Genomic DNA, 22,389 nt, shown 5'->3' with positions numbered 1-22,389 from the left:
GGCAGGCCGGCGCACCATCGCAACGCAGGCCGGCGGCCGGGCCGGCCGCGCCGCCGCAGCCGTCCATACCACGCTGCCTGGGCCGGCGCTATCCGTATTCGGCACATTTTTCGCCTGCGCCACGCTGGATAGTCCGAATCCGGCAAATGGCGCGGCGCGGCCACCAGCGGTCACCAATCGCCGGCAAGTGGCACGCAACTTGCAGTAACAACTCATCGTCGGACCACGTGTCCTGGCTTTTCCGCCTCTCACCCGTATCCCCCTTTTCCATTGGAGACCCGATGCAGATGCTCAAAGGTTCACTCGATCTGGCGCAGGTATATCAACGCTGCGTTTTCCACAGCAACGAGCGGGTCGACTCGCATGGCCATGTGGCCCGCGCGCTGTCCGACCATGATTTGCGCTGGCAGCGCGGCGCGCCCGACACGGCCCTGTTCCAGGCGCGCATCAGCCGCTTGCAGCTGTTCGTGCTGCGCTATGGGGCCCAGGTCGAAGTCACACCCAGCCCCTTCGATGATTTCGCACTGGTGCACATGTCGCTCAAGGGCTGCGCCGAATTCGACTGTGACGGCCGCAGGGTGCGCGTGCCGGAAGGCACGGTGGCGGTGGTCGCGCCGAAAAAGAATCTGCGCCTGTGGTGGGAAGAAGGTTCCGAGCAGTTGATATTGAAGGTGCCGCACGCCCTGCTGCACGACCTGGCCCCGGCCGGCGCGCAGCGTGGAGCGAACGCCGGCCTGCACCCGGGCCTGCATTCGGGCCTGCTGCAATCGAACATGATGGAGATGCAATGGGGCCTGCTGATGCAGTCCCTGCTGCAAATCCTGGCGCAGCCGGCGGACCTGCCCACGCATGCGGCCTGGATCGACCATTTCGAACGCAATATCGGCCTGTTCCTGCTGGCCCAGCAGGGGCAGTCCGCGCCGCCGCTGGCGGCGGGCCCGCACGCCAGCGCGGCGTTCGAATCGGGCCAGGGCCTGGCGACGGCCAGCGCCGGCCAGCGCATGGATGCCCTGGAGCGCTATATGCGCGCCAAGCTGTGCGCGCCCGTGTCGCTGCTGGACCTGGCGATGGCGGCCGGCGTCAGCGTGCGCACGCTGAACATGCTGTGCCACCGCCATCACGGCGTGCCGCCGATGGACCTGCTGCGCAATATGCGCCTCGACGCGGCGCACGCCGTGCTCAAGGAACGGCCCGACGCCAGCGTGACCGAAACCGCGTTCGAATTCGGTTTCTGCCACCTGGGCCGTTTTTCAGCCTACTACCGCCAGCGCTTCGGCGTGCTGCCCAAGCATACCGGCGAATTGATGCACTGAAGCTAAGTAACCCCCAATAAATTCTTGTGATTTCTGACTTCCATAACCGGCGCTCTGCGGCGTTGCCAACTGCTAGCAGTGCTCGCACTGCGTCGCAGTTGACGCCTTGCATAGCATCCGGTTCTGTTCGTCATAACTTCACAATAATTTCCTGACGATTACTTAGCGGGCGACGGCGGCGCCCGCCCTGCGCGCCCCTTTCAGCGACAGCAGCGGATACACCACCAGGCACACCACCAGCGCCGTGAAAAACTCCAGCGGCAGCCAGCGCTGGAGGACGAAGTGGGCCAGCACGAAGGCCAGCACCAGCGTGGCCACGCCGGCCCAATTCACGTCGGGGATGGCGGCGGCGGTCCTGCGCGGCGCGACGATAAAGTAATCGGCCAGGATGATGCCGCAGAAGCAGGTGGTCAGCACGCCCAGCACGGTAATGAAGCCGTTCACCCATTCCAGGATCGCGCCCGACAGCATCAGACAGGCCAGCAGGTTGGCCAGCACCACGAACAGCAAGCGCCCCGGGCGCCAGCCGAACAGCGCGTCGAACATGCCGGTCAGCGACAGCGAGGCGCTGTAGGTATTGAGCACCTGCGCCTTCGATTGCGCCAGCACCATCAGCAGCGTGCCGAGCGCGCCGCCGAAGATGATGAAGGCGGCCGCCACGCTGTCCGGGCTTTGCAGCGCCAGCGCGCGCGCCGCCTCGGGCGCCAGGCCATCGACCCGCACATAATGGGCGATCAGCTGGTCCATGCCGGCATACATGATGATGCCGCCGACAGCCACCATCACCACGTCCATGAACAGGTTGCCGGCCAGCGCCGCCAGCGCGATATCGCGCGAGGAGCGCGCATAGCGGCCCAGGTCGGCATCCATCAGCGCCAGCGCGCCGGCCGAACCGATCAGCACATTCACGCAAAAAATGAACTTGCCGCTGTCGCTGTCGGCGCCCATCGCCTGCAGCATCTGCGGCGGCACCTGGGCGCCATATTGCAGCACCGAGGCCCACGACTGGCCGGAACTGGCGATGACGTCGAACAGCATGTAGACCAGCACCGCCAGAAAGGCGATCAGCGTGATGGACGCCACGCGCGACACCAGCGTGTAGCCGAAGGCCGTCAGCAGTATCCAGGCCAGGGTCAGGCCGCCATACACCAGCAGGCGCAGCGGCAGCGTGTCGGCCAGCTCCGTATAGAACAGGAAGCCCTTGTACAGCATGGCGTTTTCCAGCGCGATGAAACCGATGATCATGAAGCCGAACACCAGCGCCAGCAGCACCGAGCCGCGCTGGCCCAGGCCGTGGCGGCGCGACAGCACCGTGCTGGCCAGGCCGGTGCGGTAGGCCACGTGGCCCATGCCCCAGCCGAGTAAAGATCCAATGATGGTGACGGCCACGCCGGCCACGATGGCGATGCGAAAGCCGGCCACAAAGGTGGTCAGCGCGCCGAGGAACAGCTGCACCAGCGTGGTGACGATGCCGGCCGTGCTCCACGACAGCTGCAGCCAGTTCTGGCGCGCGCCGCCGGGCACCGGTTCGAGGGCGTGGTCGTCGCTGCGCGCGGCCAGTTGATGGGGTTGATGCATGCTCGCTCCTGTCAATGAGAAGAAGAAAAAAGAAAAGGCGCCCGCTGCCAAAGACAGGGGCGCCGTGCGGCCTGCCGGGCAGGCGGATTAAAACGCGTGGCGCACGCCGACCCGCAGCGCGGTTTGCGTGTCGCCGCCGGACGCGGCGCCCGAAGCGGTGATCCAGGCGCGGGCGGACGCGCCGCCGCTGGCCTTCTGGTACACCGCGTTCAGGTAGACATCGGTACGCTTCGAGAACGCATAGTCGAGCAGCATGCCGGCCTGGTGCGACTTGTTGTCGGTCAGTTGCGCGTTGCCCTTCATCAGGTGGTAGTACACGCGCAGGTTGACCGGCGCCGACAGCGGCACCGTCAGGCCGGCCTCGTAGACGTCGACCTGGCCTTTGGTAAAGGTGTTGGTGGTATTCGTGTACAGCACGTCGACGGTCGGCGCGCCCAGCACATAGCGCCCGCCCAGGCCCCAGTTGCGGATGCCTTCGTTGCCGTTGTCGATGGTGGCCGACTTGGCATAGGTATACGCCGCGTTCAGCGTCAGGCCGCCATTGGCGTAGTTGGCGCCGAAACTGGTGGTGCCGTTGCGGCCAAACGCCTCGGCCTGCTCGCCAAAGCCGATCAGGGCGCCGAAGCTGAAGCCGTTGAAGTTCTTGCTGGTGTACTTGAGCGAGTTGTTGACGCGGAAGGCGCCGGCCACGCGGTTGAAGTCCATGCCGTTATTGGCCGTGCCCAGCGCCTGGAACGGGCCCTGGTGCAAGTCGTACAGGCTGACATATTTGATCACCGGGCCGAAACGCTGCAGCGACAGCGACTCGAACATGAACTCGTACTGATTACCGGCGGTGAGCGTGCCCCACTCGCCCGAGATCCCGACATAGGCCTGGCGGCCGAAGAAATTGCCGACCTGTGCGCCGGTATCGAGCTGGAACTGGCTCTCCAGCACGAAGATCGCCTTGTTGCCGCCGCCCAGATCCTCGGTGCCCCGGAAGCGCAGCAGATTGGGCGACTGGATGCCGGTGTCGACCAGCGTGTTCCGGTTGCCCGTCTGGTTGGAATTGAGCGTCACGCCGGCGTCGATCACGCCGCCTATCGTCACGCTGCTTTGCGCCTGCGCCATCAGCGGCGCGGCCAGCGCCAGTCCCAATAACACAACAACTGGTGTCGATGCGGCGCGTGTGCGCGGGGTCATCAAATCGTTCATGGTCAGGCTTTCCAAGGTTATTGTTAAGTATCAATCAGGATCAAACCGATAACGATGGTACGCAACACGCCTGTCCCGCCACTATCCGGAAAATGCAAAAACAACATGGCGCTTATCCGTATCCTGCGACCGGAAAAGATGGCCGAAAAAAAGGACCCGCGCGGGTCCTTGGAGCAGCCTGGCAGGCAAGCGGGAATCAGGCGTCGAGCACCAGCGGACCGCCCTTGCTGCGCGAAATGCAGATCTGGATCACCTTGCCGGCGGCGCGTTCGGCCTTGCTCTGGCAGTTGTCGCGGTGCTCGGCCTCGCCGTCGACCAGGTCCACCGTGCAGACCCCGCAGTCGCCGCGCTTGCAGTCGTAGAGCGGGTCCAGGCCGGCGTCGAGCATCGCATCGAGGATGGTCTGGCCGGCGCCCACCTGCAGCCGGCAGCCGGACTGCAGCAGCTCGACCTCGAACGGCTGGTCGCCCTGCTCGGGGGCCGCCTCGGCGAACAGTTCGTAGCGCACCGCGTCCGCCGGCCAGCCCAGCTGCGCCGCCTGCGTACGCACGGCGTCAACCATGCCCTTCGGGCCGCAGACATAGATAGGCTGCGACGGTTTGCAGCCGGCCAGCAGCGCGCTCAGGTCGAGGCGGGCGCCGTCATCGCCATACAGGGTAAGCGCCGCGCCGGCCAGCGCCCGCAGTTCTGTCACCAGCGCCAACTGCGCCACGCTGCGGCCGCTGTAGTGCAGCGCGTAGCGTTTGCCGGCGGCACTGAGCGCGGCCGCCATCGACGCCAGCGGCGTGACGCCGATGCCGCCGGCGATCAGCAGCACGTCGTCGTGTTCCGGGTCGAGCGCAAACACATTCAAGGGCGCGCCCACGCGCAGCAGCTGGCCCACTTGCAAGGCGGAGTGCAGGTACAGCGAACCACCGCGCCCGCCCAGCGTGCGCTCCTCGCGCCGCACCGCGATCACATATTCAGCCGGCTGGGCGCAGGCGTGCGCGCGCGCCTCAAGATTGATCAGCGAATAATGGCGCCAGGCAGGCGCGCCATCGATCTCGACTTCCACTTTGACGTGGGCGCCGGCCTGGTAGCCGGGCAGCGGCGCGCCGTCCGCCGGCCGCAGCCGGATCAGCACGACATGGGCGGTCAGGGGCGTGATCTGCGCCACCTGCAGGCTGATGATGCTCATGCCGCTTCTCCCGCCTGCGCAAACCAGGCGCGCGGGGCGATGCCGCGGTCCGGTCCCAGCACCGAAAAGCCGCCGTCGACGGGAATGTCGACACCGGTGATCCACGACGCCGCCGACGACGCCAGGAAGGCCACCGCCTGCCCCACTTCGGCGCCGTCGCCCACTCTTCCCAGCGGATGAAACGGCGCGGCCACCGCGTCGGCCGCGCCGCGCGCGCCGCCGCTCAGGGCCGCGATCGCCGGCGACCAGGTCCACGCCGGCGACACCGCCACCACGCGGATGCCGTTCGGCGCCAGGGTCACGGCCAGGTTTTTGGTCAGCTGCAGCAAGGCCGCTTTCGAGGCCGGATACAGCGCGCGGCCGGCGGCGCCGAACTTGCCGCCGGTGCTGCCCAGGTTGACGATGACGGCGCCGGCGCCCATGTGCGGCACCGCCTTTTGCGCAAAGATGGCGGCCGAGATCAGGTTCACGCCCAGCGTCTGGTGCCATTGCGCGCGGGTCGAATCGAGTCCCTGGTCGCTATAGATGCAGGCATTGTTGACGAGGATGTCGAGCCGGCCGAAGCGCGCCAGCGTCTGCGCGATACAGTGTTCGATATCGTCGTCGGATTCGACGTCGGTGGCGCAGTACAGCGCGCCGGCGGCGCCGGCGTCCAGCAGTTCGGCGGCCAGCGCCTGGCCTGCCGCCACCCCGTGGCCCAGCAGCACCACCGACGCACCGCAGGCGGCCAGCACGCGCGCGATATCGGCGCCGATGCCCTGCGTGCTGCCGCTGACGATGGCCACCTTGCCGCTCAATAAAGTCGCTGACAACTTGTTTGTATCCATGTGATTTACCTGCCGTGTTGTGATGATGACGCCATGTGAAAATGGCGCAGCGTGCCGGCGCCGTCGGCGATCTCGGCGATGAGAGCCATGCTGGCCAGCGCCGCCTCGTGCGCCTGCGGTGCGCCGGCCGCGCAGGCGTCGGCATTGACCAGTACTTCGTAGCCGGCGTCGACCGCGTACCGCACCGTGCTGTCGACCACCGAGTGGGTGGCCACGCCGGCCACCACCAGGCGCCGCGTACCCAGCGCGGCCAGCACCACCTCCAGCGGCGAGCCGTAAAAGGCATTGATGCGGGTGTGCTTGACAACGAACTCGCCGGCCAGCGGCTCCAGCCCGGCATGGAAGTCGGCGCCCCAGCTGCCCTCGATCACGGCGCCGCTGGCGGCGACATTGCGAAAAATCGGTGCGTTGAGCAGCAGGTCGGCATGGTCGGGCCGGTAGGCGACGCGCACATGAATGACCGGCACACCGTGCTGGCGCGCGCCAGCCAGCATCGCTTGCGCCGCCGCGATCACGCCGGCGCGACGTTCGCTGCCCGCCAGCAGGCCGACCTTGATCTTGCCGTCCTCGTGCAGCACGTCGTTCTGGTAGTGCAGCGCCAGCAGCGCCAGTTCGCAGCGCGGCGCCGCCATCAGATAAATACCTGCAGGTTGGAAAACACGGCGTCGCAGTTGACCAGGTCGACCCGCTTGAAGTGCAGCTGCCAGCTGTCGTCATGCGGGCGCAGCTTGTAGGTCAGCGCCGCGGCCAGCTGGCGCAACTCACCATTGCGCCACTCGCTCAGCTGCTGCACCGCCTGCACCACCCAGTGGCCGTCGCGGTCCTGGCCGATGGCGCTGATATTGCCGACCAGGCGCGCGGTGCGCGTCGGCGGCTGCTGCGACCAGTTGCGCGGATTGTTCAGGCGCCGCGTGCGCACTTCGCGCAGCATCTTGCCCTCCCATACCAGCGAGATATGGTCGTGCGGGCTGGCCTGGCCATGCTGCTGCGGTATCCAGTACATGCCCTCGTCGGTCCACAGGTCCATCCAGTCGTCGAGCCGGCGCTGGTCCAGCAGGCGCGCTTCGTGGAACAGGAACTGCTGCAGGCGGTGCTGCGTTTCCAGGGTCAGCGCCAGCGGCAGCAGGTCGCCGGTCGAGACATCGAAATCAGTATCAAGCAACATGGCAGTCCTCCCCGGCGCAGGCATGCTCGCCGGCGACGGCGATCGGTATCACGGAATGGGCAAAGGCGGGCGCGAGCATATATTCCTTCCACGCCTTGAACTGGTTGCGCATCGGCAGTTCGCTGGTGCCGTTGGTCGACTGCATGCCGCCTTCGATGGGCAGGTCCTGGCCGGCGTAGCGGTGCAGGCTGATCCATTCCCCGCCGTTGCTCAGATTACCCTTCTGGCAGCGGTCGTAGACTTCCACGTCGTCCGCCATCACGTTCGACGAGGGCGAGTTGATCACGTTGGCATACATCACGCTGCGCCGGAAAATCGCTTCCGGCGTGCCTTTCAGCCGGAACGTCTGGATCTCGATCATGGTGCGGTCGACCGCCACCGGGCGTATCACGCGGAACTGCTGGAACACGGTATGCGGCGAACCGCTGCCGTAGATGATGGTGTTGTGGCGGTTCTGGCCCAGGATGGCGCTGGCGCGCTCGGCGCCGTAAGCCTGTTCCAGCACCTCGAAATGGGCCCGCGTGACGGCGTCGGTACTGGCCGCGCCGGGATTGAAGATGCCCTCCATATAGCCGTGGCCGTGCTCATAGGCGTGCAGCGCCAGCTTTTCCCAGAACGCGTACGGTTCGCCATTGCCGTCCATGATATGCAGTTCCAGCGGCATCTCGCCCATGTCGGCGGCCTGTTCGCGCGCCGCCACGAACGACGATTCATGCGTGACGGGCGCGTGCATGGTGTCGTGCAGGTTTTCGTAGAATACCTTCCAGTTCGAATTCTGCATGACGCGAAAAACGCCGCCCGCCACTTCCACCTCGCCCACCGGCGAGCGGTCGCACAGATTGTCGATCGACGACAGCACGCCGCCGAGAAACTCCTGCAGCCCGGGGCCGCTGGCGGCCTGGCTGGCGAAGACGAAGCCGCGGTAGCTTTCCACGCGGGCCAGGCGGCGCATGGCGAAGTCCGGATGTTTCGCGTCGAACGCGGTACCCTCGTAGCCGCCCTTCATCGGTGCCGACAGATGGCTGCCATCGAGCTTGAAGGTCCAGGCGTGATACGGGCAGCGGAAGAATTTTCCTGCACTGCCGGCGCCGTCGGGTACCAGCTTGGCGCCCTTGTGCGGGCAGCGGTTGTACAGCACATGGACTTTCCTGTCGCTGGCGCGCACCAGCACCACGTCCTGGTCGCCGATGCGGGTGGCGTGATAGTCGCCCGGGTTCGGCACCTGGCTGTCGTGGCCGACATAGATCCAGGCCTGGCCGTAAATGCGCGCCATCTCCAACTGGTACAGGGCCGGGTCGGTGTAGACGGACTTGTGCACGCTGTCTTCGCGCACCAGGGCGGCGATATGGTCGTTGGTATAGTTGGTATAGCTCATCGTGTTTTCCTTGCTCAATTCATCTTGCAGCTGGCCGCAAACGGGTCGCTGTAGTCCTGCATGATGGTGCCGACGATCTTGTTGCTCAGGCGGCCGCGCGCATCGACCGCCACCTGGCGCATGTAGAAGCTCTGGATCGGATACTGGTTGGTGTTGAACTTGAAGGCGCCGCGCACCGACTTGAAATTGGCCGCGCGCAGCGCTTTGCGGAACGCCTCCTTGTCCTCGATCTTGCCCTTGACGTCGCGCACGGCGCCGTCGAGCAGCATGCCGGCGTCATAGCCCTGCGCCGCGTACATGGTGGGAATGCGGCCATACTGCTTTTCGAAGTCGGCCACGAAGCGCTGGTTGGCCGGGTTGTCCAGGTCGCTCGACCATTGCGAGGCATTCAGCAGGCCCGTCATCGACGGGCCGACCGCCTTGATGGTGTCCTGGTCGCCCGAGAATCCCGGCGTGTAGACGGCCATGGTCTTGTTCAAACCGGTCCCCGCCATCTGTTTCAAGAACGCGCCGCCCATGCCGCCGGGCAGGAAGAAAAACACCGCGTCGGCGCCCGAGGCGCGCGCCTGCGCCAGCTCGGCGGAAAAGTCCAGCTGGCCCATCTTGACGTAGACCTCGTCGGCCAGCTTGCCCTTGTAATAGCGCTTGAAGCCGGTCAGCGACTCGCGTCCGCCCGGGTAATTGGCGCCGATCAGGAACACGCTTTTATGGCCTTTCTCGGACACGTACTTGCCCATCGCGGCCGGCAGGTCCTCGTTCTGCCACGACACCACGTAAAAGTTCTTGTTGCACTTGGCGCCCGCGTAGTCGGCCGGTCCGGTATTGGCCGACAGGTACACGGTATCGCTGGCCAGAATGCCGGGCAGCACCGGCAGCAGCACATTGGAAAACACCGTGCCCGTCATCACGTCGACCTTGTCGCGCTTCAGCAGGCGCTCGGTTTCCTGGCGGCCCACGTCCGGGCTCATCTGGTCGTCGCGTATATTCAGCGCGACCGGCAGGCCACCCAGCTTGCCGCCGGCGTGCCTGACGGCCAGTTCGAAGCCGTCACGGATATCGGCGCCCAGCGCGCCGCCCGGGCCGGACAGGGTGGTCAGGAATCCCACCTTGATCTGCTCGGCGGCATGCGCCGCGCCGCCGGACAGGCCGGCAAACATGGTGGAGAACAAGGCGGCTTTCAACAAACTGTGTTTCATGTGGATTTCCTCTGCTGGCCACGGTTGCGGCATGGCCGGCGCATGATGGCGCTGCGCGGGCCGGTTGGGGGGAAGCGTTGATGCTGGAAACGACTGTAAAGGCGTGCTGCGGCGGCCGCTATCCGATTTCGGCAGCGGCGCAGGCAATCGGCGCGGCAACGGCGCGTCACGCAAAAAACGGATACCGGTATAAAGGAACGAAACGGCGGATGCGATCAGTGCGGGGAGAAGTGCGGGGGCTGGCGCCCGGGGATGGGCGCCGGCGGGATGGTATTGCTCAGGCGGCGACAGGCGAGCGCAAGGCGGACGGGTGGGCCGCGTGGGTCACGGCCAGCGAGCTCAGGGGCTTGTCGAGCAGATAGCCCTGGGCCACGATCGGCAGGCCGGTGGCAGCGGCGATGCGCTGCAGGGCCTGCAGCGCGGCGGGCGTGTCCAGGCGCTTGAAGATCACGCGGATCTTTGCCGCATGGCACAGGGTGACAAAATTGGCGGCCGCGGTTTCATCGCTGAGGTTGCCCGCGTCCAGCTTGAAGCTGTGCGGATGCAGGCGTTCCAGCAGGCCGATGGCTTCGTTGACGCTGTTGACATTGATCGCCAGGCGAAAGCCGTTGCGGCGATAATTGTCGGCCACATAGTTCAACAGCCAGCTCTGGTTGGCGGTGACGGTGGGCAGTTGCAGCACGATGCGCTCGATCGGCAGGCCCAGCGCGTCGAGAATGCGCTGGAAGGCGTGGCCGTGGTTGCTGCTCACCGCACTGAGCAGGCGATCGTGCACATTCAGGTACAGGTCGGCCTGTTCGGCCTCGGGCTGGCGGAAAAAGTTAATCGCATGCAGCATGCGGCACAGGCGGTCCAGCTCCACCGATTCATCGTCGCTGGCCGCGTGGTCGAGCAAACGCCACAGCGACAGCCCTTCATCGGCCTTCGAGACGCTGCGCGCCAGGCCTTCGAAGGCCAGCACCTTGCCGCTTTCCAACTCGCGCAGCGGCTGGAAGGCGCTGGTCATGGTGCAATTGAAAAAGCGGCCCAGCGCCCTGCCCTCCTCGTCCAGCCAGACACTGGTGCCGGCTTGCGTCTGGTGCGACAAACGGGCCAGGTAATTCTTGAGGACGGGAAATGGCATGCTGACTCCTTGATATCGGGCTACACCGTCTTCCCCTTGGGGAGGCCCGGTGACTAAGCGTGCAGATTAAGCCAGCGCCGCGCAAACATGAACGAATGCTTTCACCATTTGATATACGGATAACAAATAAGCGTGGCCACGGTGCAACGGCATATGCATATGCATATGCGGAAAAAATCCTTTTCGCCCGGCCCCGCTGCCCTTACTGTGATCCTGTACCGATAGCAGCAGGAGGAATCAAGTATGTGCCAGTTACTCGCCATGAACAGCAGCAAGCCCGCCGCCCTGGGTTTTTCGTTCGCCGGTTTTACGGAACGGGGCGGCCGCACGGGTGAGCACCGCGACGGCTGGGGCATCGCTTTCCACTCCAGCGAAGGCTGCACCCTGCTGACCGACCACCTGGCCGCCATCGATTCGCCATTGGCGCAGCAGTTGCACGAGAAACCCGTCAAGGCAAAAAACATCGTCGCGCATATCCGCAAGGCCACGCACGGCCGCATCGCGCCGGAAAACACGCATCCGTTTGCCCGCGAATTGTGGGGCAAGACCTGGTCGTTCGCGCACAATGGCGAACTGAAACCCTGGCACACGCCGGCCAGCGCACACTACTCGACCACCGGCGACACCGACAGCGAACAGGCTTTCTGTCACCTGCTGGGCGCGCTGCGCGCACGCTTTCCCGACGGCGAACCGGCACGCGGCGTGCTGCGCGCGGCGATCACCGAGATCGCCGGCGAGATCGCCGCCAACGGCAGCTTCAATTTCATCCTGTCCGATGGCGACATCCTGTTTGCCCACTGCTCGACGCATCTGCACTATGTGATACGCGAATACCCCTTTTCCGTGGCGCACCTGATCGACTGCGAACGCAGCATCGACTTTCGCCAGCACAACCACCTCGACGACCGCATCGCCGTCATCGCCACCCATCCACTGACGGAAAACGAACCGTGGACGGCATTTGCCCCCGGCGAACTGAAAGTGTTTGCCGGCGGCGCACTGCTGCACGACACACCGCCGCAACGCGGCGTGTATATCCAGATCAGTTATTGAAGAGAATTAAGACACTAGTCGCAAGCAAAGGCGCATCGGGCCAAGCTTTTTTGCCTTGCGCCTTTCAGATAGCTTGACTTCAGCAAGCTGGTCACGCCAAGTGGAAACTCAGGCCGAATTGCAGTTGCAAAAACGCTTGCGCTTGGCATCGCCCTTGGGATCGCCCGTGACCAGGCAGGAAGGATCGAGCGCCTTCCAGCAGAATATCGTTTCCACGCCATACGGCGAACGCACATTGCCCGCTTCGGCATACCCTTGCTTGACAAAGAATGCCTGACCGCTGGCGGTGCTGTGCAATTGCAGCGCCTTGATGCCCCATTGCTTCGCCTGCGCTTCCAGTTGCTCCACCAATGCCGTGCCGGCGCCGCGATGCTGCGCTTCGGGCAGCAGGTAGCACAGGGCCAGCTTGCCGGCGCGCGTCAGCAGCGCCACGCCGACGACCTTGTCCGCCTCGACGGCGACCAGCGCAAAATTGGTGGGCGAGGCGAACCAGCACGCCACCATCTGCGGTGTTTTATTGCCCAGCCAGGCTTCCAGGATGGCCGGATCATGCCGGTGGTCGAGCGCGCAGCATTCGACGATGGAACGTCGCAATACCGTGCACGCGTCGACAGCGTCGGCCGATGTTGCAATACGAATTTCAAGACTCATGGATACTCACAAATTATTACGGTTGCCGATACAGGCGGTTTCACCCTGCAGCGCGCGATTCCGACTATACACCAAGCGGCGCGATCCGGTTTTTTCGCGCCGTGCCGCCAGCCGGTTCTGCCGATGGCGGTCCGTTTCAGGCTAAGCGCTGGCGACGGCATTGCCCACGAATGTTTTCAAAAATCCATATCTGTTTTTTGGTGGGAAATGCGATTCTATCTAAGCATATTACAAAAAGTTCGTTTCCTTTTCGGCCAGAATTTTAGACTATGTCCATCTGCAACCACAACACGAGAAAAACATGTCCAAACAAAACGCCGCATTGCCGTTCACCGCATCGCCCCTCACCGCGCGTACGCGCCGCTGGTTCCTGGCCAGCGCCATGGCTGTCAGCGCGCTGGGCATGGGCTTGCCGATGGCCGCCAGCGCCGCCGAACCGGTGGTGTTGCTGAACGTGTCGTACGACGTGATGCGCGAATTGTTCAAGGACGTCAACCCGGCGTTTATCGCCGAATGGCAAAAGAAGACCGGTGAAACCATCACCATCAAGCAATCACACGGCGGCTCGAGCAAGCAGGCGCGTTCCGTCGCCGATGGCCTGGAAGCATCGGTCGTCACCATGAACCAGGCCAATGACATCGACCTGCTGGCCGACCGTGGCCTGGTGGTGGCCGACTGGGCCAAGAAATTCCCGAACAATGCCGCGCCGTTTTATTCGACCATGGTGTACCTGGTGCGCAAGGGCAATCCGAAACAGATCAAGGACTGGGACGACCTGGCCAAGCCCGGCATCAAGGTGATCGTGCCGAATCCGAAAACCTCGGGCAACGGCCGCTACACCTATTTGGCGGCCTGGGGTTATGCCGTGAAAAAAGGCGGCACCGAAGCGCAGGCGCGCGACCTGGTGACCCGTTTGTTCAAGAACGTGCCGGTGCTGGACGGCGGCGGCCGTGGCGCCACCACCACCTTCACCCAGCGTGAAATCGGCGACGTGCTGGTGACGTTTGAAAACGAAGTGCAACTGGTGCGCAAGGAATTCGGCGACAACTTCGAAGTGGTCTACCCGAGCGTCTCGATCCTGGCCGAGTCGCCGGTGGCCGTGGTCGACAAGGTGGTCGACCGCCGCGGCATCCGCAAGGAAGCCACCGCCTACCTGCAATACCTGTACTCGGAACCAGGCCAGGAATGGGCCGCCAAGCACTTCCTGCGCCCACGCTCGGCCACCGTCGCCAAGAAATACGCGGCCAGCTTCAAGCCGATCAACCTGTTCACGGTGGACGACGTGTTCGGCGGCTGGAAACAAGCGCAGAAGAAACACTTTGACGACGGCGGCGAGTTCGACAAGATCTACCAAAACTAAGCTGCGCCACTTTATTTGAAAAAATCGCCTGACAGCAATGTTCAGGCGATTTTTTGCATATGGGTATGCGGATCGATTCGTTTGCAAACGGCCGGCCAGGCCTTAATCTGTCCCTGTCGCGCCAACCGGCGTACCCACCAGCAAAAGGACAGACCATGGCTATCTCGGAAATCAATGTACGTAACCAGTTTCGCGGCAAGATCAAGGAAATCATCCTCGGCTCCGTCGTCTCCGAAGTCGATGTCGAGACCCCGCACGGCATCGTCACCTCGGTGATCACCACGCGCTCGATCAAGGACCTGGACCTGAAGGTCGGCAGCGAAGTGATCGCGCTGGTCAAGTCGACGGAAGTGTCGATTGCCAAGATCCAGTAAGCCGCCCCTGCGCCGGGATCCGGTTACGGTCCCGGCCAGGCCGCCCCGGGCATTCACACATGCTTGACCAGGTTCTGCAGGATCAGCGCGCCGCCCATGCCCAGCAAGGCGCCGCCCTCCCGGATTGTCCCCAGCCCTATCGCCGCAAAGCCCAGCCGCTCCACCAAGCTGGCGACCTCTGCCGCTGCCGCATCATCGTTACTCGACACAAACATCACGCGGCGCCCGCCGTGCTCGGCCGGCGCCTGCGCCAGCAGCCGGGCCGGCAGCTGGTTGAATGTCTTGACCAGTGCCGCGCCCGCGAAAGCGCCCGCCACCACGTCGCTGGACGCCTGCCCCCGGAGATCCTCGATCGGCACGCCGTAGGTATTCATGGCATCGATCACGATCTTGCCCTGCCAGCCATTCGCCATCGCCGCCACCGCCGGATGGGCGCGAAACGGAATCGCCAGGATAATCACGTCGGCCTGGAGCGCGTCGTGCAGGCTCAAGGCGCTGACATGGTCACACAGTGCGGCGATTGACGCCGCGCCGCGCGTATTGGCCAGGCCGACGGCAATGCCGCTACGGGCGAACTGGCGGGCCAGGGCGGTGCCGACATTGCCGGAACCGATAATCGAATACGTCATGGTGTTGTCCTTTGCAAGATGGAGGGAAGACGCCTGCCCGATCGCAGGCGACAAGGCCATCATGCGCGCTGGACGCATATCTGAGAAGCCGGTATATTGGGATGCAATCCATCTGGTTTTGAGATACAGGAGCACGGCATGCTGGACGGCGTATCACTCGATCAACTGAGGACCTTTATCACGGCCGCCGACGAGGGCAGCTTTTCTGCCGCCGCCAGAAAGCTCAACCGCGTGCAGTCGGCGGTCAGCGGCTGGGTCGGCAGCCTGGAGCAGCAGATCGGCGTCACCCTGTTTGACCGCTCGGCACGCTTCCCCGTCCTCACCGAGCAAGGCGTCCTGCTGCTGGCCGACGCCCGCACTATCGTGGCCGGCGTCGATACGCTCAAGGCACGCGCCAGGCTGATGGCGGGCGGCACGGAAGCGGAACTGTCGGTGGTGGTGGACGTGTTCTTCCCGACCGCCGACATCACGCGCGCCGCCAAGGCCTTCGCGCAGCGCTTTCCGCTGACGCCGCTGCGTCTGTTCGTCGAAGGCCTGGGCGCCGGCTACCAGCCGGTGCTGGACGGCCGCTGCAGCATCGGCATCCTGGCGGCGCTGCCGCTGGCCTTTCCTTCGCTGGCGGGCGAACGGCTGACCGAGGTCCCGCTGGTGGCGGTGGCCGCTCCGGATCACCCGCTGGCCCAGGCAGGCGGCCGCCTTCCCCGCCATGCACTGGCAAAGCACGTGCAACTGGTCCTGACCGACCGCTCGTCGCTGATGGCCGGCAAGGATTATGGCGTGTCCTCACCCACCACATGGCGTTTGGCGGACCTGTCGACCAAACACGCTTTCCTGCGTGACGGCGTCGGCTGGGGCAGCATGCCGCTGCATATGGTGCAAGCCGACGTGCGCGCCGGCACCCTCGTCATCCTCGACACCGAAGACATGCCGCGCACGGGATTTCCGCTGGCCATCTCCGCCGTGCATCGGGCTGCGGCGCCGCCGGGGCCGGCGGGGCGGTGGTTTGTCGATTGTTTGCGGCAAGGATTGGCGGCGCCGCCTGCATGACGCGGCGGCTGCTCAATCGCGAAACAAATACGTAAACGTCCTGCTCACCGGCAGCTTTTCCGTGCTGCCCTTGACCAGCACCTGCATCCGTTCGGCATCGATGCGTTCGGCCGCTTCGATGGCTTTGACGTTGACCATGGTGCCGCGGTGGATCTGCCAGAACTGGTCGGGGTCCAGGCCGCCCAGCAAGTCCTTCAGCGGCGTACGCACCAGTGCTTCGGAGCCGGCCAGTACCACGCGCGTGTATTTGGTGTCGGCCTGGAAGAACAGCACCTCGTCGATATCGATCAGGCGGATCTGCTTGCCCACGCTGGCCCTGATCCATTTCATTTTTTCGCGTGGTGGCGCCGGCAGCGCGGCGCGCAGCGATTGCAGCAAATCGGCCATGTCGGCCGGCTGGGCGCCCAGTTTTTCGCGCAGGCGGGACAGGGCCCGCTGCAGGCGCTCGGTTTGCACCGGTTTGAGCAGGTAGTCGACGGCGCCGGCGTCAAACGCGTCGACCGCATACTGGTCGTAGGCGGTGACGAACACCACGTGGGCGCGCTTGCCGATGCGCTGGGCCACTTCCAGGCCGGACAGGCCCGGCATGCGGATGTCGAGAAACACCACCTCGGGCTCGTGTTCCAGGAAACCATCCCAGGCGTCGTTGCCGTTTTCGGCCACCAGCACGATGCGCGCTTCGGACCAGGCCACGGCCAGCATGGTTTGCAGGCGCTCGCGCATCAGCGGCTCGTCTTCGGCAATCAGGATGGTGGTATTCATGCGGCGTTTTCTTTCAGGCTGGCTGCCATTTTGATGGGGAGTACTATGTCGGCGATCACGCCGCCCTCTTCGCCGTCACGCAGGTTCAGGCTGGCGGACGGGTCGGACAGGCGCAGCCGGCTGCGCACGTTTTCCAGGCCCAGGCCGCCTTCCTGCGCATGCTCGGTATCGCCTTGAGGCAAGCCCATGCCCGTATCCCGCACGCGCAGGCGCAGCATGCCGTCCACTTGTTGCGCCGACATGGTGATCTCGCCACCGCGCAAGGACGGTTCGATGCCGTGCTTGATGGCGTTTTCGGCCAGCGTCAGCAGGATCATGCTGGGTATGGTCATTTGCGCAAATTCGGCCGGCAGGTCCAGCGCATAGCGCAGCCTGCTCCCCATGCGCGCCTGCATCACGCGCAAATACGCGGCCACCATGTCGAACTCGCTTTGCAGCGCGACTTGCTCGCTGCGCATCTCGGCCAGGCTGGCGCGCAAAAAGGCGATCAGGTCGGCCGTCAGCGCCGCCGCCCTGGCCGCCCCCGGCGCACCCTGCTCGGCCAGCTGCTGCACCGCGCCCAGGGTATTGAACAGGAAATGCGGCTCGATCTGGGCCCGCAGCAGGCGCAGCTGCGATTCGCTCAGTTCGCGCGCCAGGCGGTCGCGCTCGGCATCCTGCTGCAGCTGCAGGGTCAGCGCTTCGTACTGGCGGTTGCGCCAGCTGGTGACGATGGCCAGCGGCACCATGTAAAACACCACCGCCACCAGCAAGGCGATGCCGCCCACGCGCAGCAGGCGCTCGAAGGCCATGCCCATGGAGCCGGTGTCGCTCAGGCCGGCCAGCATCACGCCCGTCACCACGCCAGCGGCGCAGGTCGAGACGATCAGCAGGAGTTTCTTGAGCTTGTGGCGCACCGAACTGCGGTAATTGAACCAGACACCGATCAAGCCCCACACCAGCGCAAACCCCATGCCATTGCTGAAGACCACGGCCTTGAGCAATTCGAACTTGACCGGGAACAGCAGGTGCAATACCACGCCGATGGCGCTGAACAGCAGCATCAGCTTGAAGGCGGCGATATAAAAGCCGGCGCCACGGTACTTGAGCAGGAAATCATGCAATTGCTCGCGCTCGATCGGCGTCAGGGTCGACAGATTGCGGGCGATGCAGCGGCGCGCGCGGCCCTTCACCTGCGCCGCCATCTCGGGGTGTTTCAGCACCAGCAGCGATTCGTCATCGATGCTGCGATACCAGTCCCTGAATTTTTTCAACATGCTGCGTTCTCCATGATCCGTGATTCAAACATGAACGCAGTCTACGGCGGCGACCTTTGCAGGCACAGCGGCGGGCGACGAAACACGAAGCGGCAGGCATCAACGACGAAAACGCCATAAGAGTGCGCCAAGATTGCTGAAATAGTACGAAGTTTCCGAGATGAAATCAATAAGCGGGCGAGAATTTTCACTCTGGCAATAGTCCGTGATTTATTTTGCCTGATTGGTCCAAAATGGGGTTGACGAACCGGTGTGCCATAGACATTGCCAGGTTTTTGATGGTATCGTCTATGCTTGGCAAATATTGCTTCAGAGATACATGTCACGCCTGCGGACATGGTCGCTATATTGCGCGCAGCGTCCTCCCGTGGCGCCCCAAAACTGCTTTCCCAGACAAAATCCAATGCTCAAAAAAATGTTCGCCGCCGTGCTGATGACGCTATCCACAGCGGCCATCGCCGTGCCCTTCGGTTCCCAGTCCATCCTGGTGGTCGAAGACGGCACGGGTAAAATCCTGCTTGAAAAAAATGCCAACGTGGTCGTGCCCATCGCGTCGCTGACCAAGCTGATGACGGCCATGGTCGTGCTCGACTCCAAGGCCAATATGAAGGAAGAGATCCTGATCGACCAGGTCGACGTCGACACCTTGAAACACAGCACCTCGCGCGTGCCGGTGGGCGCCACCTTGAGCCGCCACGATGTGCTGCAACTGGCGCTGATGTCGTCCGACAACCGCGCCGCCGCCTCGCTGGCACGCACCTATCCGGGCGGCCCGACCGCGTTTGCGGTGGCCGTCAACGCCAAGATCAAGGCGCTGGGCATGCGCCAGACCGTGATCGAAGAGCCGACCGGCCTGTCGCCGAACAACCAGTCGACCGCCGCCGACCTGGTCAAGATGGCCGTGGCCGCCTCGCGCTATCCGGAAATCAGCCGCATCACGACCGACTCCAAGGACATTATCCAGATCAAGGGCCGCGACGTGGAATACCACAACACCAACCGCCTGGTGGGCGCCAAGGGCTGGGATATCGGCCTGTCGAAGACCGGCTTTACGAATGAAGCGGGGCGCTGCCTGATCATGCGCATCAAGTCGGCCGGCAAGTTCGCCACCATGATTTTGCTCAACGCGCGCGCCAATTCCGTGCGCGCCATGGACGCCGTCAATATCCGCCGCATGCTGGCGGCCGAAAACGGCATCGAAGAGCCGAAGGTGGTGCGCGCCTCGGCCAGCCCGGTGATACGTGCTTCGGCCGGCAAAGCGGTACGTGCGTCGGCCAGCCGCCACAAGAAAGCGCCGGCCAAGCCATCGAAGCGCCGCCGCGCCAAATAATTATTTTGTTTGCCGGTTGGTCATGACCACGCCGGCAATCGTCACCGCCCCGCCCACCAGCATCGAGGCCAGCACCGGCTCGCCCAGCAAGCCGGCCGCCAGCACGATGCCGAACACCGGCACGAGATTGTTGAACACGGCCGTGCGCGACGGGCCGATCGCTTTCACGCCCTCGTAATACCAGACAAAACCGATCACCGTGCCGAACACGCCCAGGTAGCCGATGGCGGCCCACACCTGCCAGCCGAAGCTGCGCCATGGCACGGTGGGGAATTCAAACGCCGCGCCGACCAGCAAAAACCCCAGGCCCCACATGGCGGCATAGGTGGTGGCGGCCACCGGACTCAGGCCCTTCAAGGCAACGCGTCCGATCAGGGTATAGGCGGCCCAGCTGGAAATGCCGCAGAACATGAATATCTCGCCGGCGCCGATGCCACCGCCGTTGCCGTGCAGCAGGCCGACCAGGTCGCCGCGCGTGATGACGATGGCCGTGCCGCAAAACGCCAGCATGATGCCCAGCCACTTGAAGGACCCCAGGCGCTCGCGGAACAGCAGGGCCGAAGCCAGCGCCGTGACGATGGGGTTCAGCGCTACAAACAGCGCCGTGCGGCCGGCCGGCATGCGCGACAGGGCCGCCAGAAAGCACAGGTTGTACAGGAAGATGCCGGTCAGGCCCAGCGCGGCGGTGGTCGCCAATTGCTTGCGGTCCAGGCGCGGCAGGCCGCCTTCGAATTTCCAGGCCAGCAGCACCAGCAGCAGCACGGCCACGCCGAAGCGCCCGCTGGCGGCCGTCATCGGCGGCATCTGCTGGGCCAGCACCCTCCCCGCGATAAAGGTACCGCCCCAGAACAGGGCGACGAAGATCAGTTTGATATAGACCAGTGGCGACTGGGTGGCGATGGATGGAATGGCGATGGTGCGCATGGAAAGTCCTGTGATGCCGCTTGTGCGGCGGGTGGTGTACGTATATATTAATACTAATACTGGCTCATGAAATAATGAGCATTTACTCATAATCCGCCAAGAACCTCCGATGACCTTCACGCAACTGGAAATTTTTACCCTGGTGGCCGAGCTGCGCGGCTTTTCCGCCGCCGCCATGCAATTGGGCATCAGCCAGTCGGCCGTCTCGCATGCGTTAAAAGCGCTGGAAAAGGAGATGGGGGTGGACCTGATCGTGCGCCACCAGGCGTCGGCCGAGCTGACCGAGGTGGGCCGCCAGCTGCTGCTGCGCGCGCGCGAAATCCTGGGCCTGTCCGAAGCCATGCGCCAGGAAGCGGCCGATGTGCTGGGCCAGCGCCAGGGCTCCTTGCGCATCGGCTCGTTCGGCGCCACCTCGTCCCTCAATTTGCTGCCGGCCATTACCGCGCAGTTCAAGGAGCGCTATCCCGGCATCGAGCTGCGCATCGACGAGGGCGCCGACCATGAGGTGGTGCAGTGGATACGCGAGCGCAGGGTCGACGTGGGTTTCCTGGTGCTGCCCGACGAGCGCTTCGATACGGTGCCGCTGGTGGAAGACCAGATGATGGCGCTGCTGCCGCGCAATCATGCGCTGGCCGGTGCAGCGTCCGTCACGCTGGCGCAGCTGTGTGCCGACCCATTCATCATGTCCGAGGCCGGTTGCGCGGCGCTGATCGAGCCGCTGTTCGCCAACGCCCGGCTGAAACCCGACGTGCCCTACCATATCAGCCAGATGATCACCATTTTCGACATGGTCAGCCGCGGCACGGGCGTGTCCATCGTGGCCGAAATGGCGCTGCCGCAGCGCCTGGCCAGCCAGTATCCGGAACTGGTCGCCCTGCCGCTCGACCCACCGGTGATGCGCAAGGTGGGCCTGGCCGTGCGCGACCGGCGCCAGAATACGCCGGCCACCGAGGCCTTCCTGGAACTGGCCAGGCAGATGGCTCCCGCCTTGGCTCCCGCCTTGGCGCCAAGGCGCGAGCCAAGGCGCTGAAGGCAGCCGCGCACGCGGTCCTGTCTCGTGCGCGAGCGACCCGAGGTACACTGAAAGCCTGCCGACTCCGGAGCTTGTATGCCTGGTATCCCGCCTCAAGCAATACTGCACCACCACACCGCCACGGGAGCGCGCTGATGCTCACATCGCTGCGAGAACTGATGCGCCCGCCGGCGGGCATGGCATTCGACTTCAGCCAGCCGGCGGGAGAACCGGCGCTGGCGCCACCCGATGGCGTCTCCTGGCGCGTATTTGCCAATCCTGTCTCGCTGTTCATCGGCGGCGCGGCGGCGGTGCTGCTCGAACTGGCCGAACCGTCGGTACGTTCAGGCGTCTGGGACCACAGCGACTTCCAGCGCGACCCCGGCAAGCGCCTCAGGCGCACCGGCTTTGCCGCCATGATGACCGTGTATGGCCCGCGCTCGGCAACGGAAAAACTGATCGCACGCGTGGTGCGCATGCACGGCCACGTGGAGGGCAGCACGCCCGATGGACTGGCCTATCGCGCCAACGATCCCCGGCTGCTCGACTGGGTGCATGCGACGGCCACCTTCGGCTTTGCCGAGGCCTATCACCGCTACGTGCGCCCCTTCAGCGCGGGCGAGCAGGATGCCGCCTTTTTCGAAGCCCTGCCTTCCGCCCGGCTGTATGGCGCCAGCGGCGCGCCGGGTTCGCGGGCCGAATGGGAAACGCTGCTGGCCGCCACCGCGCCACGGCTGGAAGGATCGGAGATCCTGGCCGAGTTCCTGCGCATCATGTCCGGCGCGGCCATCCTGCCGGCGCCGATGCGCTGGCTGCAGCGGCTGCTGATGCGCGCCGCCGTGCAGATGACGCCCGAACCGGTGCGCTCGCTGCCGCAACTGCGCGGACGGGGCCTGCGCCGGGGCGAGGCGACGCTGGTGCGCCTGCTGGCGCGGGCGGCCATGCTGCTGCCGATGAAACAGTCGCCGCCGGCGCAGGCGGCCCGGCGGCTGGCGGCGCAGGCGGCCCGGCGGCTGGCGGCGCAGGACGCGCCGCCGCCCTGA

At 64.7% G+C, this 22,389-nt stretch carries 22 protein-coding genes; 8 read left to right on the top strand and 14 right to left on the bottom strand.

Annotation, left to right across the window (positions count from 1 at the left end; genetic code table 11):
• Positions 1–281: 281 nt before the first annotated feature.
• Positions 282–1,313 carry an AraC family transcriptional regulator gene (locus tag ACP7B7_RS09845; protein WP_426076560.1) on the top strand — a complete coding sequence of 344 codons (1,032 nt, stop codon included), beginning with the start codon at positions 282–284 and terminating at the stop codon, positions 1,311–1,313.
• Positions 1,314–1,475: 162 nt separating this feature from the next.
• On the opposite strand, the gene ACP7B7_RS09840 is transcribed toward ACP7B7_RS09845, so the two are convergent.
• The 9 genes from ACP7B7_RS09840 to ACP7B7_RS09800 form a co-directional block, all read right to left on the bottom strand.
• Entirely contained in the window at positions 1,476–2,891 is a 1,416-nt protein-coding gene (locus tag ACP7B7_RS09840; RefSeq protein ID WP_426076559.1) for a purine-cytosine permease family protein, read from the bottom strand.
• Positions 2,892–2,978: 87 nt separating this feature from the next.
• The gene (locus tag ACP7B7_RS09835; protein ID WP_426076558.1) at positions 2,979–4,085 is read right to left on the bottom strand and encodes a porin; all 1,107 of its coding nucleotides are present in this window, start codon (positions 4,083–4,085) and stop codon (positions 2,979–2,981) included.
• 196 nt (positions 4,086–4,281) lie between these two features.
• Entirely contained in the window at positions 4,282–5,262 is a 981-nt protein-coding gene (locus ACP7B7_RS09830) for a PDR/VanB family oxidoreductase (RefSeq protein WP_426076557.1), read from the bottom strand.
• Positions 5,259–6,089 (bottom strand): SDR family oxidoreductase, encoded by an 831-nt coding sequence (locus tag ACP7B7_RS09825; RefSeq protein ID WP_426076556.1) that lies wholly within the window; start codon positions 6,087–6,089, stop codon positions 5,259–5,261. The genes ACP7B7_RS09830 and ACP7B7_RS09825 overlap by 4 nt, the downstream gene beginning before the upstream one ends.
• A gap of 5 nt (positions 6,090–6,094) precedes the next feature.
• On the bottom strand, positions 6,095–6,721 hold the full coding sequence (locus ACP7B7_RS09820; protein ID WP_426076555.1) for a cysteine hydrolase family protein: 627 nt from the start codon (positions 6,719–6,721) through the stop codon (positions 6,095–6,097).
• Entirely contained in the window at positions 6,721–7,254 is a 534-nt protein-coding gene (locus ACP7B7_RS09815) for an aromatic-ring-hydroxylating dioxygenase subunit beta (RefSeq protein ID WP_426076554.1), read from the bottom strand. The genes ACP7B7_RS09820 and ACP7B7_RS09815 overlap by 1 nt, the downstream gene beginning before the upstream one ends.
• Positions 7,244–8,629, bottom strand: coding sequence for an aromatic ring-hydroxylating dioxygenase subunit alpha (locus ACP7B7_RS09810; RefSeq protein ID WP_426076553.1), 1,386 nt, complete (start codon positions 8,627–8,629; stop codon positions 7,244–7,246). Before ACP7B7_RS09810 ends, ACP7B7_RS09815 begins: the two co-directional genes overlap by 11 nt.
• Before the next feature lie 14 nt (positions 8,630–8,643).
• On the bottom strand, positions 8,644–9,825 hold the full coding sequence (locus ACP7B7_RS09805) for an ABC transporter substrate-binding protein (RefSeq protein ID WP_426076552.1): 1,182 nt from the start codon (positions 9,823–9,825) through the stop codon (positions 8,644–8,646).
• A 277-nt stretch (positions 9,826–10,102) separates the two neighbouring features.
• Entirely contained in the window at positions 10,103–10,948 is an 846-nt protein-coding gene (locus ACP7B7_RS09800; protein WP_426076551.1) for an EAL domain-containing protein, read from the bottom strand.
• A 243-nt stretch (positions 10,949–11,191) separates the two neighbouring features.
• On the opposite strand from ACP7B7_RS09800, the gene ACP7B7_RS09795 reads away from it, so the two are divergent.
• The gene (locus ACP7B7_RS09795; protein ID WP_308920346.1) at positions 11,192–12,001 is read left to right on the top strand and encodes a class II glutamine amidotransferase; all 810 of its coding nucleotides are present in this window, start codon (positions 11,192–11,194) and stop codon (positions 11,999–12,001) included.
• A gap of 108 nt (positions 12,002–12,109) precedes the next feature.
• Here the strand turns inward: ACP7B7_RS09795 and ACP7B7_RS09790 are convergent, their stop codons facing one another.
• On the bottom strand, positions 12,110–12,652 hold the full coding sequence (locus ACP7B7_RS09790; protein WP_308920345.1) for a GNAT family N-acetyltransferase: 543 nt from the start codon (positions 12,650–12,652) through the stop codon (positions 12,110–12,112).
• 382 nt (positions 12,653–13,034) lie between these two features.
• On the opposite strand from ACP7B7_RS09790, the gene ACP7B7_RS09785 reads away from it, so the two are divergent.
• Positions 13,035–14,012 (top strand): sulfate ABC transporter substrate-binding protein, encoded by a 978-nt coding sequence (locus ACP7B7_RS09785; protein ID WP_426076665.1) that lies wholly within the window; start codon positions 13,035–13,037, stop codon positions 14,010–14,012.
• Positions 14,013–14,167: 155 nt separating this feature from the next.
• On the top strand, positions 14,168–14,386 hold the full coding sequence (locus ACP7B7_RS09780; protein WP_308920344.1) for a TOBE domain-containing protein: 219 nt from the start codon (positions 14,168–14,170) through the stop codon (positions 14,384–14,386).
• A gap of 53 nt (positions 14,387–14,439) precedes the next feature.
• Here ACP7B7_RS09780 and ACP7B7_RS09775 read toward each other — a convergent pair whose 3' ends face one another.
• Positions 14,440–15,015, bottom strand: a complete 576-nt coding sequence (locus ACP7B7_RS09775; protein ID WP_426076550.1) for an NADPH-dependent F420 reductase — start codon at positions 15,013–15,015, stop codon at positions 14,440–14,442.
• Positions 15,016–15,153: 138 nt separating this feature from the next.
• On the opposite strand from ACP7B7_RS09775, the gene ACP7B7_RS09770 reads away from it, so the two are divergent.
• Positions 15,154–16,062 (top strand): LysR family transcriptional regulator, encoded by a 909-nt coding sequence (locus tag ACP7B7_RS09770; protein ID WP_426076549.1) that lies wholly within the window; start codon positions 15,154–15,156, stop codon positions 16,060–16,062.
• Positions 16,063–16,074: 12 nt separating this feature from the next.
• Here the strand turns inward: ACP7B7_RS09770 and ACP7B7_RS09765 are convergent, their stop codons facing one another.
• On the bottom strand, positions 16,075–16,824 hold the full coding sequence (locus tag ACP7B7_RS09765) for a LytR/AlgR family response regulator transcription factor (protein WP_426076548.1): 750 nt from the start codon (positions 16,822–16,824) through the stop codon (positions 16,075–16,077).
• Positions 16,821–18,080, bottom strand: a complete 1,260-nt coding sequence (locus ACP7B7_RS09760) for a sensor histidine kinase (RefSeq protein ID WP_426076547.1) — start codon at positions 18,078–18,080, stop codon at positions 16,821–16,823. The genes ACP7B7_RS09765 and ACP7B7_RS09760 overlap by 4 nt, the downstream gene beginning before the upstream one ends.
• A 403-nt stretch (positions 18,081–18,483) precedes the next feature.
• Between ACP7B7_RS09760 and ACP7B7_RS09755 the strand changes: the two genes are divergently transcribed.
• Positions 18,484–19,410 (top strand): serine hydrolase, encoded by a 927-nt coding sequence (locus ACP7B7_RS09755; RefSeq protein WP_426076546.1) that lies wholly within the window; start codon positions 18,484–18,486, stop codon positions 19,408–19,410.
• On the opposite strand, the gene ACP7B7_RS09750 is transcribed toward ACP7B7_RS09755, so the two are convergent.
• Positions 19,411–20,334, bottom strand: coding sequence for a DMT family transporter (locus ACP7B7_RS09750; RefSeq protein ID WP_426076545.1), 924 nt, complete (start codon positions 20,332–20,334; stop codon positions 19,411–19,413).
• Between the two features lie 109 nt (positions 20,335–20,443).
• Here ACP7B7_RS09750 and ACP7B7_RS09745 point away from each other — a divergent pair, with 109 nt between their 5' ends.
• Together ACP7B7_RS09745 and ACP7B7_RS09740 are read left to right on the top strand one after the other, a co-directional pair.
• A complete protein-coding gene (locus ACP7B7_RS09745) occupies positions 20,444–21,364 on the top strand; it encodes a LysR family transcriptional regulator (RefSeq protein WP_426076544.1) in 921 nt (306 codons plus the stop codon).
• Positions 21,365–21,501: 137 nt separating this feature from the next.
• The gene (locus tag ACP7B7_RS09740) at positions 21,502–22,389 is read left to right on the top strand and encodes an oxygenase MpaB family protein (protein WP_426076543.1); all 888 of its coding nucleotides are present in this window, start codon (positions 21,502–21,504) and stop codon (positions 22,387–22,389) included.

The organism is Janthinobacterium sp. PSPC3-1 (assembly GCF_049896105.1).
GTDB lineage: Bacteria > Pseudomonadota > Gammaproteobacteria > Burkholderiales > Burkholderiaceae_D > Janthinobacterium.
This window is presented reverse-complemented; position numbering and strand designations above follow the sequence as displayed.